Source organism: Exiguobacterium undae DSM 14481 (assembly GCF_000620805.1).
GTDB lineage: Bacteria > Bacillota > Bacilli > Exiguobacteriales > Exiguobacteriaceae > Exiguobacterium_A > Exiguobacterium_A undae.
The window spans coordinates 1,089,616-1,103,859 of record NZ_KK211187.1; the positions used below are offsets into that span (position 1 = coordinate 1,089,616).

15 protein-coding genes are annotated in these 14,244 nt (G+C 48.5%); 14 read left to right on the forward strand and 1 reads right to left on the reverse strand.

Annotation, left to right across the window (positions count from 1 at the left end; genetic code table 11):
* Positions 1 to 7 precede the first annotated feature (7 nt).
* Positions 8 to 664 (forward strand): tetratricopeptide repeat protein, encoded by a 657-nt coding sequence (locus P397_RS0106120; protein WP_026832454.1) that lies wholly within the window; start codon positions 8 to 10, stop codon positions 662 to 664.
* Positions 665 to 721: 57 nt separating this feature from the next.
* On the opposite strand, the gene P397_RS0106125 is transcribed toward P397_RS0106120, so the two are convergent.
* Complete coding sequence (locus P397_RS0106125; protein WP_028105934.1) at positions 722 to 1,270, reverse strand: VOC family protein; 549 nt, start codon at positions 1,268 to 1,270, stop codon at positions 722 to 724.
* Between the two features lie 117 nt (positions 1,271 to 1,387).
* Here P397_RS0106125 and recD2 point away from each other — a divergent pair, with 117 nt between their 5' ends.
* The 13 genes from recD2 to fabF all read left to right on the forward strand — a co-directional run bounded on the left by recD2 (position 1,388) and on the right by fabF (position 14,079).
* Positions 1,388 to 3,613 carry an SF1B family DNA helicase RecD2 gene (gene recD2 / locus P397_RS0106130; protein ID WP_028105935.1) on the forward strand — a complete coding sequence of 742 codons (2,226 nt, stop codon included), beginning with the start codon at positions 1,388 to 1,390 and terminating at the stop codon, positions 3,611 to 3,613.
* Between the two features lie 325 nt (positions 3,614 to 3,938).
* Positions 3,939 to 6,581 (forward strand): alanine--tRNA ligase, encoded by a 2,643-nt coding sequence (gene alaS, locus P397_RS0106135; RefSeq protein WP_028105936.1) that lies wholly within the window; start codon positions 3,939 to 3,941, stop codon positions 6,579 to 6,581.
* A gap of 34 nt (positions 6,582 to 6,615) precedes the next feature.
* Positions 6,616 to 6,885, forward strand: coding sequence for an IreB family regulatory phosphoprotein (locus P397_RS0106140; RefSeq protein ID WP_026827846.1), 270 nt, complete (start codon positions 6,616 to 6,618; stop codon positions 6,883 to 6,885).
* Entirely contained in the window at positions 6,882 to 7,304 is a 423-nt protein-coding gene (gene ruvX, locus P397_RS0106145) for a Holliday junction resolvase RuvX (protein WP_028105937.1), read from the forward strand. Before P397_RS0106140 ends, ruvX begins: the two co-directional genes overlap by 4 nt.
* Before the next feature lie 12 nt (positions 7,305 to 7,316).
* On the forward strand, positions 7,317 to 7,604 hold the full coding sequence (locus tag P397_RS0106150; RefSeq protein WP_012370940.1) for a DUF1292 domain-containing protein: 288 nt from the start codon (positions 7,317 to 7,319) through the stop codon (positions 7,602 to 7,604).
* Entirely contained in the window at positions 7,588 to 7,884 is a 297-nt protein-coding gene (locus P397_RS0106155) for a DUF1292 domain-containing protein (RefSeq protein ID WP_233550669.1), read from the forward strand. Before P397_RS0106150 ends, P397_RS0106155 begins: the two co-directional genes overlap by 17 nt.
* An 80-nt stretch (positions 7,885 to 7,964) precedes the next feature.
* Positions 7,965 to 9,110 carry an endolytic transglycosylase MltG gene (mltG, locus tag P397_RS0106160; protein ID WP_028105938.1) on the forward strand — a complete coding sequence of 382 codons (1,146 nt, stop codon included), beginning with the start codon at positions 7,965 to 7,967 and terminating at the stop codon, positions 9,108 to 9,110.
* A 74-nt stretch (positions 9,111 to 9,184) separates the two neighbouring features.
* Entirely contained in the window at positions 9,185 to 9,826 is a 642-nt protein-coding gene (locus P397_RS0106165; RefSeq protein ID WP_026832461.1) for an O-methyltransferase, read from the forward strand.
* 20 nt (positions 9,827 to 9,846) lie between these two features.
* Positions 9,847 to 10,494 carry a uridine kinase gene (gene udk, locus P397_RS0106170; RefSeq protein WP_026832462.1) on the forward strand — a complete coding sequence of 216 codons (648 nt, stop codon included), beginning with the start codon at positions 9,847 to 9,849 and terminating at the stop codon, positions 10,492 to 10,494.
* 56 nt (positions 10,495 to 10,550) lie between these two features.
* Positions 10,551 to 11,024 (forward strand): transcription elongation factor GreA, encoded by a 474-nt coding sequence (gene greA, locus P397_RS0106175; protein WP_028105939.1) that lies wholly within the window; start codon positions 10,551 to 10,553, stop codon positions 11,022 to 11,024.
* A 53-nt stretch (positions 11,025 to 11,077) separates the two neighbouring features.
* Complete coding sequence (mtnN, locus tag P397_RS0106180; RefSeq protein WP_026832463.1) at positions 11,078 to 11,791, forward strand: 5'-methylthioadenosine/S-adenosylhomocysteine nucleosidase; 714 nt, start codon at positions 11,078 to 11,080, stop codon at positions 11,789 to 11,791.
* A gap of 103 nt (positions 11,792 to 11,894) precedes the next feature.
* Positions 11,895 to 12,839, forward strand: a complete 945-nt coding sequence (locus P397_RS0106185) for a beta-ketoacyl-ACP synthase III (RefSeq protein ID WP_028105940.1) — start codon at positions 11,895 to 11,897, stop codon at positions 12,837 to 12,839.
* A 1-nt stretch (position 12,840) separates the two neighbouring features.
* Positions 12,841 to 14,079 (forward strand): beta-ketoacyl-ACP synthase II, encoded by a 1,239-nt coding sequence (gene fabF, locus P397_RS0106190; protein WP_026832465.1) that lies wholly within the window; start codon positions 12,841 to 12,843, stop codon positions 14,077 to 14,079.
* Positions 14,080 to 14,244: the final 165 nt, after the last annotated feature.

The window sequence follows — 14,244 nt, forward strand, 5'->3', positions numbered from 1 at the left end:
GAATCATATGAACTATAATGAAGTAGGATTCAGACATCTCGAGGCCGGCAATTATGAATTGGCCGCCCAAGCGTTTAACGATGCCATCGAACAACAACCAAATGATCCGACAGCCTATGTCAATCTCGGCACATTACTTCAGTCGATGGATGATGCCGATCGGGCACTCCGCTTTTATGAAAAAGCATTGACGATTGACCCGGCGTTCGCGAGTGCTCATTACGCGAAAGGGGCTTTGTACTTTGCTGCGGATCAACTCGTGGAAGCAGAGGAGTCGTTACGACTGGCCTTGTTGCACGGCTTGGACGATGCGGACCTGCATTTCATGCTCGGGCTGACGTATCAAAAGTTGGGTGATCCCGTCCGTGGAATTCCTCGTTTGAAACAGGCGACGGAACTGAACGGCGTTGATGTTGAAATTGCCTTCCAATATGGATTGGCACTTGCCCAAAACGAACAAATCGAAGAAGCGGCTGAAATCTTCGAACAAGTCTTGTTGCTGGAAGAAACGCATACCGATGCACGTTACAACTATGCCATCGCGCTTGCCTTTTTAGGTCAGCAAGAAGCCTGTTACACAGAACTGGAAACGGTTCTTGCCTATCAGCCGAACCATACGCTTGCGCGTGATGCCAAAGCGAAGATGGATGCATTACTGAAGTAACACAAAAAAAGCTCTGCTGCCGACTGCTTTGCGCAATCGGATCCAGCAGAGCTTTTTTTAATGTCCGACTTCACGGACAATCCGTAATGGGGGACCGGAAAAGTCTGCATAGGCTTCGTCCATGTTTTTCGTGTACAATTCGATGACGTTTTGTTCGGTGTCCTTAAAGTACGCAGAGTACTCTTTATCGTTGGAAGTCTCCTGTTCATCCCACTCCCGAATCTTGACGGCAATCGAAGCGGTGCGAAGCAGTTCCAGTGCCTCGTCGAACTGTTCTTTTTCGATATAAAAGGCGCAGTGGACATGCATGCCGCCTTCGTCATACAGGCTGTCCCACTCCGTGACGGGAAGGCGTTTGACGGTCCGTTCCTCCATCGTGAAGTCACGCTTCAGCCAAAGACCAAGGCGTGTGTTCCCGCCGATGTACAGCCAGGTCGCCCAGACACCGTCCTGTTTTTTTTGCTCCTGACTCGGTTCAGCATCTTCCGGCGCCCACTGCTCGACGATCGGGATGCCGAGCGTCCCGTTCCAAAACGCAACAGCGCGGTCCATATCCTCAACTTCTAATACTAATTCACATAATCCGGCAATCGGTAGACGTCCCATGATTCGTTCCTCCATTCGCATATTAACTCAAGGAATGTTTCCCTCATTTAAAATCCATTAAACGAATGCTATGATAATAGCAGAGTAACGGAGTCCAGAAAGAAAGCAGGTGGAGTGATGGAGCACCCCCATCAAGTAGTTGGTCGCGTCAAACGTGTGCTTTTTTCCTCCGAAGAAGAAGCCCATTCGATTGTTTTGATTGCCATCAAAGAAAAAAACTTTGAATTAAAAGAGACGGAACTCGTCATTACGGGAACCGGCGTTGGAATTGAGCTTGGCGGAACCTATCAAGCGTTCGGACGATTGATTGACCATCCCCGGTTCGGCAAACAATTAAAGGCCGAATTGATCCGGCGGTCGGTGCCGATGACGAAACACGCAGCAGTCCGTTTTTTGACAAACGGTTCGTTTACCGGCATTGGTCCGAAAACAGCGAAAAACATCGTCGATGCGTTAGGCGAAGATGCGATCGACGTCATTTTAAAAGACAGCAAGGCGCTTGACCGTGTTCCGGGTTTGAAACAAAAACAAGCGGATGTCATCTTCAGTCGTCTGGCGACGTTATACGGCGTCGATCAACTGATGCTCTTTTTAGCGCCGTTTGATGTCACACCGAAACTGGCGGCGAAGATTTATGCTGCTTACGAAGGGGATGCGATGGCACGAATCCGTGAGAATCCTTATTCCTTGATGTATGAAGTCAGTGGAATTGGGTTTAAGACGGCAGATCAGATTGCCTCACATCTGGGGCTTGTCGGACTGCATCCGGAGCGGGTTGCAGCGTCAATCATGCATATTTTGGAACAAGAGGCGGGCGAAGGACATGCCTTTGCGACGGTCGAATCGCTGTTGCAACGGGCGCCGCGCCTGCTCGGAGAAGACCCGGGCGAGCGGCTCGAACAAGCGATTGAGCTGTTGTTGACGGAAGACAAGGTCAAACTCGAAGAAGGCTGTTTGTACTTACCGACGATTTTTTACGCCGAAGTCCGGGCAGCAAAAGAGTTGGCCCGCGTGATGGCGAATGGTGCGGAGCAGGAAGTCGACGTTGCGACGATCTTATCGGCAATCGGGCAGCTCGAAGAACGGTTCGGGATGGAATATGCGGTCCAACAACGGGAAGCAATTGAGCTCGCAGTCAAGGCTCCGCTGATGGTATTGACAGGTGGTCCCGGGACCGGGAAGACGACGGTCATCAAAGGAATTTTGCATGCCCTTCAAGAAATTCACGACTGGCCGCTCGAAAAAAGTCAGGTCAAGTCGGGTGATGTCTATCCGTATGTGCTCGTCGCCCCGACCGGACGAGCGGCCAAACGTCTGTCTGAAGCGACGGATGTCCCGGCCATGACGATTCACCGGCTCCTGAAATATGACGGAACGAACTTCCAATTAAACGAAGATCAACCGATTGCAGGGAAGGTGTTGATCATCGATGAATCGTCGATGATCGATATTTATTTGTTATCGAGTTTATTACGGGCCGTACCGAACGGGATGAAAATTCTCTTTGTCGGGGACCGTGACCAGTTGCCGTCGGTTGGTCCGGGACAAGTGCTCGCTGACTTGATGGATACGGACGGGATTCCGGTCGTCCGACTCAACGTCGTCCACCGTCAAGCGGAAGATTCCTCGATTCTCCGGTTGGCACATGACTTGAAAAACCGTGTCACTTCGGCTGATTTACTTGCTCCGTTGTCCGATCGCCGGTTCTATTCACTGGCGCCGCAGGAGTCTTTGCGCGGCATTGCCGCCTTCGCGGAGAAGGCACTGGCAAAAGGGTATTCGAAATTCGATGTCCAAATTTTAGCCCCGACCTACCGCGGACAAGTCGGCATCGACGAACTGAACATCGTGCTGCAACAGGTCTACAATCCGGAAGCACCTAAAAAACGGGAAGTCAAACAAGGGACGCGGATTTACCGGAGCGGGGACAAGATTCTTCAGCTGGTCAACAATGCTGAAGAGAACGTCTACAACGGAGACATCGGTGAAATCGTCAACATCTTTTTTGCAAAGGAAAACGTCGATAAGGTGGATAAAATCATCGCCCGTTTCGATCAGACGGAAGTCGAGTACAATCGGAGTGACTGGGATCAATTCACACATGCCTATGCGATTACGATTCATAAAGCCCAAGGGTCAGAATTCCCGATCGTCTTAATGCCGGTCTTTTTCACCGGCGCCTTCAAGCATTCCCGTAATCTCATCTATACGGCGGTGACGCGGGCGAAAGCGAGCTTACTGTTATTCGGCGATCCACGTGCTTTTTATAAAGCCTCTCAAGAAGAAGAACCGCGCCGGCGGACCCGACTCATCGAACGACTGGGCGGTATGACAAACACTTGACGCGATGCGTGAGATAGGTAATAATCACGATAGATGAATGGACGCAAAACGTTGATGGAAGTTAAGTAAGTCGAATGCTTCATGTACCAGAGAGAGATGGATGTGCTGGAACCATCTCCATGAAGAGTCGATTGAAGCTCCTTCCGGAGTCGGGTGCAAACACTTGCGGGTAATCTCCGTTAACGGATTTTTCGAGGTAAAGATGCAGTTTGGTCTTTGCGAACGAGGGTGGTACCACGAAAGCGATGCTTTCGTCCCTTTTCAGGGATGAATGTATCGTTTTTTTTTTGCGTTCCGGACAAATTAATTCATGGGGGTATTTTCGATGAAACCATTAAAACCGTTGACGGGTGCAGAAATCCGTCAGATGTATCTCGACTTTTTCCAATCCAAAGGGCATGCAATCGAACCGAGTGCATCGCTTGTACCGATTGAAGATCCAACATTACTGTGGATCAATTCAGGTGTTGCGACCTTAAAAAAATACTTTGATGGACGTGTCATTCCAGAAAACCCACGAATCGTCAATGCGCAAAAATCAATCCGGACGAACGATATCGAAAACGTCGGAAAAACAGCACGGCACCATACATTTTTTGAAATGCTCGGAAACTTCTCTGTTGGGGATTACTTCCGCGAAGACGCAATCAAATGGGGCTGGGAACTGTTGACGAGTGACGCGTGGTACGGACTCGACCCGGAACGTCTTTCGGTAACGATTCATCCGGAAGATGATGCGGCACGTCAGATTTGGCTCGAACTGGGTGTTCCGGCTGAACGCATCATTCCACTGGAAGACAACTTCTGGGAAATCGGTGAAGGTCCATCTGGTCCGAATACGGAAATCTTCTTTGATCGTGGACCGGCATTCGGTGACGATCCAAACGATTCCGAACTGTACCCGGGCGGTGAAAACGAGCGGTATCTCGAAATTTGGAATATCGTTTTCAGTCAATACAACCATGACGGAAACGGGAATTATACTGAATTGCCACGGAAAAACATCGATACAGGAATGGGTCTCGAACGGATGGCAAGTGTCATGCAAGATGTGCCGACGAACTTCGACACGGACTTGTTCATGCCGATCATCCATAAAACGGAGGAACTCAGCGGCAAAACGTATCGTGAAGATTCAAAGCTCGATGTCGCGTTCAAAGTCATTGCCGACCACATTCGGACGGTTGCCTTTGCAATCGGTGATGGTGCCTTGCCGTCAAACGAAGGACGCGGTTATGTCTTACGTCGCTTGCTTCGTCGCGCTGTTCGCTATGCGAAGATGCTCGGTATCGAACGTCCGTTCATGTACGAACTCGTTGATACAGTCGGAAACGTCATGGTGGACTTCTATCCGCAAGTCCCGGAAAAGGCTGATTTCATCAAACGTGTCATTAAAAATGAAGAGGAACGATTCCACGAAACGTTACATGACGGCTTGGCGATCTTGAACACCGTCGCGCAAACAGCGAAAAACAACGGGGAACAGATCATCAGTGGAGAAGATGCGTTCCGTCTGTATGACACATACGGTTTCCCGCTCGAATTGACAGTCGAATATGCAGAAGATCATCAGATGTCTGTTGACGAAGAAGGATTCAAACGGGCGATGGACGAGCAACGTAAACGTGCCCGTGCTGCCCGTGAAGACGGCGGTTCGATGCAACAACAGTCGGAAGTATTGGCAACGTTGACAGTCCCAAGCCGATTCATCGGGTATACGGACCTTAAGACGGATGCAAAAATCGTTGCTTTGTTGCATGATGGAGAACGAGTAACGGAAGTCGCGGCGGGAGAAGAGGCACAAGTCATTCTCGACGTCACACCGTTTTATGCGGAAAGCGGCGGAGAAGTAGCCGATACGGGAACGATCGTCGGTACGGACTTTGTACTTGACGTCAAAGATGTTCAGAAGGCACCAAACGGTCAAAACCTGCATACGGTGATCGTCCGGACCGGAATCGTCTTGGCAGACGCAACCGTGCAGGCAGCAGTCGAAGAAACATCACGAAAAGCCATTACGAAAAACCATACGGCGACACACTTACTGCATAAGGCACTTAAGGATACGCTCGGCACACACGTTAACCAGGCCGGTTCACTTGTCTCGGCAGACCGTCTCCGCTTTGACTTCTCGCATTTTGGAGCAGTGACGGCAGAAGAATTGGTTCAAATTGAGCAAGATGTCAACCAAGCCATCTGGGCTTCGCTCGCTGTTGAAATCGAAGAGATGAACATTGCTGATGCGAAAGCAAAAGGTGCGATGGCGTTGTTCGGTGAAAAATACGGTGAAACGGTTCGTGTCGTTTCAGCAGGCACCTATTCAATCGAATTGTGCGGCGGAATCCATGTTCAAAACACGGCAGAAATCGGTCTCTTCAAGATTATCTCAGAGTCAGGTATCGGGGCTGGCACACGCCGGATCGAGGCAGTGACAGGTGCAGGTGCGTACCACGTCATGAACGGTCATCTGCAGACGCTCGAGCAGGCGGCACGCATCCTGAAAACAAAAACGACTGAAGTACCGGGACGCATCGAAGCGCTCCAAGTCCAACTCCGCGAGACGGAACGGGCAAACGAGTCGTTGCAAGCGAAGTTGTCCAACATCGAAGCGGCGTCACTCAAAGACGACGTGGAACAAATCAACGGTGTCCAAGTCCTCTCAAAACGCGTGGATGTCTCAGACATGGATGCACTGCGCGGCATGATGGACGAATTGAAGGGAAGCCTCGGTTCAGCAATCATCGTCCTCGGTAGTGCACAAGGCGACAAAGTCAACCTCGTCGCAAGTGTCTCGAAGGATCTGATTGAGCAAGGGTACCATGCCGGTAAACTGATCAAGGAAGTGGCAACACGTTGCGGCGGCGGCGGCGGCGGTCGTCCGGATATGGCGCAGGCCGGCGGAAAAGATGCTACGAAATTGAACGAAGCACTTGCGTTTACTTCACATTACGTGCAATCACTGGCATAATAGAGAAGTAGTGTAAATGAAAGAGGTGACTAACGTGAGTCAGATGGATCAAACGATGAAATTTAATTTTCCAGAAGACGATAGTCAGGCGGCGACACGTGAAGTGTTACTGACGGTCTACCATGCTTTAGAAGAAAAAGGCTATCATCCGATCAACCAGATCGTCGGATATCTTCTTTCCGGGGATCCTGCTTACATTCCTCGTCATAACGATGCACGTAATATGATCCGAAAGATTGAGCGTGACGAACTACTTGAAGAACTCGTGAAATCTTATTTATCGGAGAGTGGAGACAAAAAATGAAGCGTGCGATCGGACTCGATGTCGGCTCAAGGACGATAGGTGTTGCGGTGAGTGATTTGATGGGCTGGACAGCACAAGGAATCGAGACCATCAAATGGACGGAGCCGGAATATCCTGTCGCCTTTAAGCGGCTCGATACAATCATCAAGGAATACGGTGTCGAAATCATCGTCATCGGACATCCGAAAAACATGAACGGTTCGATAGGACCGCGGGCGGAAGCCAGTGAAGCGTTTGCGCGTGAAATCGAGACGCACACCGGTCTTTCGACCGTCCTTGTCGACGAACGGCTGACGACGATGCAGGCAGAACGAATGTTGATTGATGCAGATGTCAGTCGGAAAAAACGTAAACTCGTCATCGATAAGATGGCGGCAGTCATGATCCTGCAATCTTATTTGGATCGGGCAAATCGATAAGGAGGAAATGAGATGTCGGAAGAAAAACGGCAGTATCTCTTTCCTGATGAAGACGGTGGCGAACATCTTTTTGAAGAGTGGTACCGTTATGTCAGTGAACGGACTGGTAAAACCTATCTATTTCTTGAAATGATAGGACACCCCGAAGAGGGAGCAGATGATTTGATCATCTGTGAAATCGATGAATTTGGGGAAGGCGAAGACGATTTCGAGTTGAGCCTGATTGATGAAAACGATGAGCAGACTTGGGATGAACTCGAGGCTGCATTAAAGGAGCGGATGAATGATGCAACAGAATGAACCAACACATTACGTAATTCCCGACGGAGAAGGTAACGAATTTAAATTTGCGGAGCGTTTACGTTACGAAAGCCCACGTTCAAGCAAAACATACATTTTCCTTGAGCCAATCGGCACGGAATACGAAGAAGCAGAAGAAGTCGATATCTTCGTCTACGAATTAGAAGAATATGGCGACGGAGACGACGATTTCAATCTTGTTCCGATTGCAGAAGACGATACGGAAACATGGGATGAAATCGAAGAAGTCTTTAATACATTAGAAGACGAGCTTGACTAAACCGACTCGTGTATAAGGTGATGTCGTGAGAGCAATGCTCTTTCGATGTCACCTTGTTTTAAGAGAAGAAGGAGGAACCGATGGAGAATGAATGGAAGAAAAATGCTGAAATTGAAAAAAAGCGCCGCCGGACATCACGCCGGATTACGCTGATCATCCTTTCAGTATTGTTCACGATTTTCTTAGTAGCAGGAGCAGCCATTTACATCTTTTTAAAGAGTTCACTTGAGCCGGTCGATGAAGAGGCGACGAAGTCCGTCAAAGTCGAAATTCCGCTCGGGGCTGGAACAAGCACGATCTCAAGTATTCTCAAAGACAAAGATTTAATCGCCAATGAAACGATTTTCCGGTATTACGTCCGCTATAAGAATGAATCGTCATTCCAAGCCGGCACGTACACCTTGACGCAAGCGATGACGCCAGATGAGATCATCAACGAGTTAAAAACCGGAACGATCATGAAAGCAGCAGACGTCAAAGTGACGATTCCGGAAGGGATTACGATGGATCGTCAAATTGCAATCATCGCCAAAGCGACAGGATTCAAGGCCGAATCGATCCGGAAATCGTTGACCGATGAAACGTACATCGACAGTTTGATTGAGAAATATCCGATGTTGACGGATGAAGTGACGAAACAAGGTGTCCTTTATTCACTCGAAGGATACTTCTTCCCGGCGACGTATGAATTCGACAAAGGGAAAAGCATCAATCAAATTGCAGAAACGATGTTAGATGAGATGGAAAAGATTTATGATACGAATGCCGATGCTATCAAAAAATCGGGCATGACCTTCCATGAAGTCCTGAGTCTCGGTTCGATGGTCGAGCGGGAAGCCGCAACACCGGACGATCGTCGAGAAATCGCCGGCGTCTTTACGAATCGTCTCAACGATGGGATGAAACTCCAATCGGATCCAACGGTTTGGTATGGAACAGGAGAAAATACAGCACTGACGACATTAAAAGATTTAGAGAACAATTCGAAATACAATACGTATAAATACGAAGGTATTCCGATTGGTCCGATTTCGACAGTCAGCGAAGATTCAATTCTCTCCGTCCTCAACCCGAACAAGACGAAATATGTCTACTTCTTTGCACGACCACCAAGCGATAAAAATCCGCGCGGTCAAATTCTATACGAAGAAACGTATGAAGAACATCAGCGTAACGTCGTCAAGTATAAACCGGAATGGGTCGAATACGAAGCAAGTAAAGAGTAATGAACACCGGGTTGGTCGGAAACGGGATCTTCGTTTCTGGTCAACCTGTTTATGCGGAGAGGAAGTAGTTCCGAATGAATGATTTTACAACGTATGTTGAAGGAATGATTAAACAACGGGATCCGTTGTTGCAAGAGATGGAAGCATACGCCAAAGAACACCATATCCCGATCATCGAATTGACCGGTTCAGAAGTCTTGTTGTCGTTATTGACACTTCAACAGCCGAAACGGATTCTCGAGCTTGGGACCGCCATCGGATACAGTGCGATTCGGATGGCGCGTGCCTTACCGGACGCCCGGATCACGACCGTTGAACGAAATGCCAAACGGTACGCAGAAGCCAAAATGTTCATTGAACGGTCGGATGTCGCGGATCGGATTGACATCGTTTTTGCCGATGCAGTAGAATTAGCCGAAACACTTGACCAGGAGTTTGATGCCGTATTCATTGACGCGGCCAAAGGACAGTATAAAAAATTCTTTAACGGTTATGGGCGATTGGTGCCAATAGGCGGCGTTTTATACACGGATAACCTGTTTTTGCATGGTGACGTCCTCGAGACGGATCCGAAGACCTTTGACCGGAGAAGACGGCGGCTTGTTCGTCTCGTCAAAGAGTTCACAGCGTGGATGATGGAGCAAGATCAATATGATACGACGATTTTCCCACTCGGTGACGGTGTATCCGTCAGTCGGAAAATCAAGTCGGAATGAATGATGGAGGTACGAATTCAATGCAAAAACCGGTTGTAATTGGCGTTGCTGGAGGAACAGGATCAGGTAAAACGACAGTCGCACGTTCACTTGTCGAGGCATTCCCTAGTGAATCCATCGTCATGATTGAACAGGACGCTTACTATAAGGACCAGCGCGAGCTGTCGATGGAAGAACGTTACCAAACGAACTATGATCACCCGTTTGCCTTTGATAATGATCTGCTGATTGAACATATCAAAACGTTACGCGAAAATCAGGCGGTCGAAAAACCGGTCTACGATTATGTCGCACATACACGAGCGGAAGAAACGATTAAACTCGATCCGCGTGACGTCATCATCGTCGAAGGAATTTTAGCGCTTGAAGATGAACGTTTACGGGAATTGATGGATATTAAAGTCTTCGTCGATACGGATGCCGATGTCCGAATCCTTCGCCGCATGCAACGTGATATCAACGAACGTGGACGTTCGATTGACTCCGTCGTCGAGCAGTACACAAAAGTGGTCCGCCCGATGCATTTGCAGTTTTGTGAACCAACGAAACGGTATGCCGACATCATCGTGCCGGAAGGTGGAGAAAATCACGTTGCCATCGATTTACTCGTCACGAAGATTCGTGCGATTCTTGATTACCGGTCGGCACTTGATGAAAGAGGATATTGATTCCAAAAAAGATGTGAATATACTATACTAGTGGAATAAAAAGGAGCGTGACAAAAATGGCAGAAAAACAGTATTATATGACGCTTGAAGGTAAAGCGAATGTTGAAAACGAATTAAACGAACTGAAGTCAGTCCGCCGAAAAGAAGTTGTTGAAAACATTAAGATTGCCCGTTCATTTGGTGACTTGTCGGAAAACGCGGAATATGATTCAGCGAAAGAAGAGCAAGCGATGGTCGAAGGACGGATTGCTCAATTGGAAGAAATGTTACGGAACGTCGCCATCATCTCAGAAGATGAAAAAGACATTTCTGTCGTTGGAATCGGAACGACTGTCACTTTCTTGATTCTTGAAGATGATGAAGAAGAGACGTATACGATTGTCGGTAGTGCGGAAGCCGATCCGTTTACAGGCAAAATTTCGAACGAATCACCAATCGCGAAGAGCCTGTTTGGTCACAGCGTTGGAGAACAAGTTTCAGTGCAAGCGCCGGGTGGCGACTTTGCCGTGAAAATTACATCGATTAAATAATGAATGACAGCAGCCGGAGCAATCCGGTTTTCTGTTTGAATGGGGGAATTCGTGTGCCAATCGCGATTATTGGAGCCATGGAAGAAGAAGTCAACTTACTTCGCAATGAATTATCGGAACGAAAAGATACGGTGATTGCCAACTATCATTTTTATGAAGGATTACTCAACAGCGTGCCTGTCGTCATCCTGAAATCCGGCATCGGAAAAGTCAATGCAGCGATCGGGACGACGCTGTTACTCGATCATTTTAAGCCGAGTGCGGTCATCAATACGGGATCAGCCGGCGGCTTTAAAGCCGGGCTGAAAGTCGGGGATGTCGTCGTCTCAACGGAAGTCCGTCATCATGACGTCGATGTGACGGCTTTTGGTTATGAGTACGGGCAAGTGCCGGGAATGCCTGCTGCCTACACGGCGGATTCGAAACTGGTTGCGACAGCGGAAGCGGTCATCGAACGAATGGACGCGATTCGTGTCGTTCATGGTCTGATTGTGACAGGAGATTCCTTCATCCATGATACGGAACGTTCGAACATCATCAAAACGAACTTCCCGGATGTTGCAGCAGTCGAGATGGAAGCGGCACCGATCGCTCAAGTCTGTCACCAATTTAACGTTCCTTTCGTCGTGACACGTTCGATTTCGGACAGCGCTGACGAAGAAGCTTCTTTATCATTTGATGAATTTTTGGAGATTGCTTCCATCAATTCTGCGAAGATGGTCATGGAAGTTGTCCGGACATTGGCGGATTCAGAAGAATCAGAATGACCCACAAGAAGGTCTCCTGGAAACAGGACCTTCTTTTCTCTTTGACAAAAACCGTTTAACGCTTTATATTAGTACCAGATACTAATTTTAAAGGAGCGTCCATATGAATATCGGAATTATAGGACTGGGGACATCGTTACCCGAACGTCGAATCACAAATGATGATTTAGCAACGACACTCGATACGAATGATGAATGGATTCGAACACGGACAGGCATTGCAGCAAGACGGATTGCGGATGATGCAATCGATGTAACGGACTTAGCAACGGAAGCCGCTCAAAAAGCATTGGCAGATGCCAATCTGACGGCGGACGACATCGGTTTGATTGTCGTCGGAACAGCGACAGGACGTGCTTTTCCATCCACTGCCTGTACCGTTCAGGAACGGCTTGGAGCGTTGGGGGCAACCGCGTTTGATATCAGTGCCGCCTGCAGTGGTTTCATCTTTGCTCTTCAAACTGCCGCCAGCATGATGCCGGCGACTGCATCAAAGTATGCCCTCGTCATCGGAGCAGAAAAGATGTCAAGTATCGTCGACTGGTCAGACCGGTCGACAGCAATCCTGTTTGGTGACGGGGCCGGAGCCGTCGTACTTGGACCAACCGAACAACAAGGGCTGAATGCTTTTGAACTCGGAACAGATGGCCGGGGAGCACATTTATTATTTAAAGAACTGGATGGTCCGATTGAAATGAACGGACGGGAAGTCTTTAAATTTGCGGTCCGAAAACTACCGGATATCGTTGAAAAAGTGATTCGAAAAGCAGACGGGACACTAGCAGAACTTGATTTGCTGATTCCGCATCAAGCGAACTTACGCATCATCGAGGCAGCACGTGAACGGTTAGGGATCGCAGAAGAAAAAGTGATCGTGACGATTGACGAACATGCCAATACATCAGCAGCGTCGATTCCACTCGCACTCGAAGAAGCCCGGAGTCAAGGACGTCTTCAACCGGGGACGACTCTCGTACTGGCTGGATTTGGTGCTGGATTGACATGGGGAGCGGCTTATATTACTTGGACTAAAGGGGAGAACACATAAGATGATGAGAAAACGTGTAGTAGTGACAGGTATGGGCGCATTGACACCAATCGGAAATGACGTCGAGACGTTTTGGAATGCGTTAAAAGCAGGCGAAAACGGAATTCGTCCAATGGAACGGCTTGATATTGATGAATATCCGACCAAAGTGACAGGCGAATTACAGAACTTTGATGTGACGGAATTCATCGAAGCGAAAGAAGCACGGAAGATGGACCGTTTCGTCCATTATTCACTCGTTGCCAGCATGGAAGCAGTCAAGGATGCAGGACTTGATGTCAAAGCCAATGCCAACCGCATAGGCGTCTGGATCGGATCAGGAATCGGTGGAGTCGAGACAATCGAAAAACAGGCAAAAATTTATTTTGAACGTGGTCACCGCCGCGTCAGCCCGTTCTTCATTCCGATGATGATTCCGAATATGGCGAGCGGTCAAGTCTCGATCTACACAGGAGCAAAAGGTCCTAACAACTGTTCCGTCACGGCATGTGCTTCCGGGACAAACGCGATTGGTGAAGCATTACGTGTCATTGAACGAGGTGACGCGGACGTGATGATTGCCGGTGGTGCAGAGGCTCCGATCACAAACCTGGCGTTTGCCGGTTTTTGTGCGAACAAAGCGATGTCGACGAACCATGATCCAAACACGGCAAGCCGTCCCTTCGACGAAGGACGTGACGGGTTCGTCATGGGAGAAGGTGCGGGAATCTTGGTTCTAGAAGAATATGAACACGCGATTGCCCGCGGTGCAACGATTTATGCTGAAGTCAGCGGCTATGGTCTGACGGCAGATGCCTACCATATCACGGCACCGGATCCAGATGGTGACGGAGGAGCGCGCGCAATGGCGATGGCGATTCAAGATGCCGGAATCGATCCGGTTGCGGTCCAGTATATCAATGCCCACGGAACGAGTACGCCGATGAATGATGTTCTTGAAACAAAAGCCATTCATACCGTGTTCGGGGAACATGCTCAAAAATTAGCGATTAACTCGACAAAATCGATGATCGGTCACTTGTTGGGAGCTGCCGGTGGCGTCGAAGCGATCGCAGCCATCAAGTCGCTTCAAGAGCAAACCGTTCATCCGACGATTCATCTGGAGCAGCCGAGCGAAGGGTGCGATCTCGATTACGTGCGTGAAGGCAGCCGGGCATGGGAACTCGAGTATGCTCTCAGCAATTCACTCGGATTTGGTGGTCATAACGCCTCACTGGTCTTTAAACGTTATCAGGCGTAATACCTAAAAAAAGCGATTCAGCGGTTCATTTGACCGTTTGAATCGCTTTTTTTATTTCAAAAAAATATTGAAATCTTAAAATAAAATAGAAAAAAACAATAAATAAATTAAAATCAGTTGTCTTTTTGAAAAAATATTTAGAAAAATCGGATAAAAGGTTTGCAA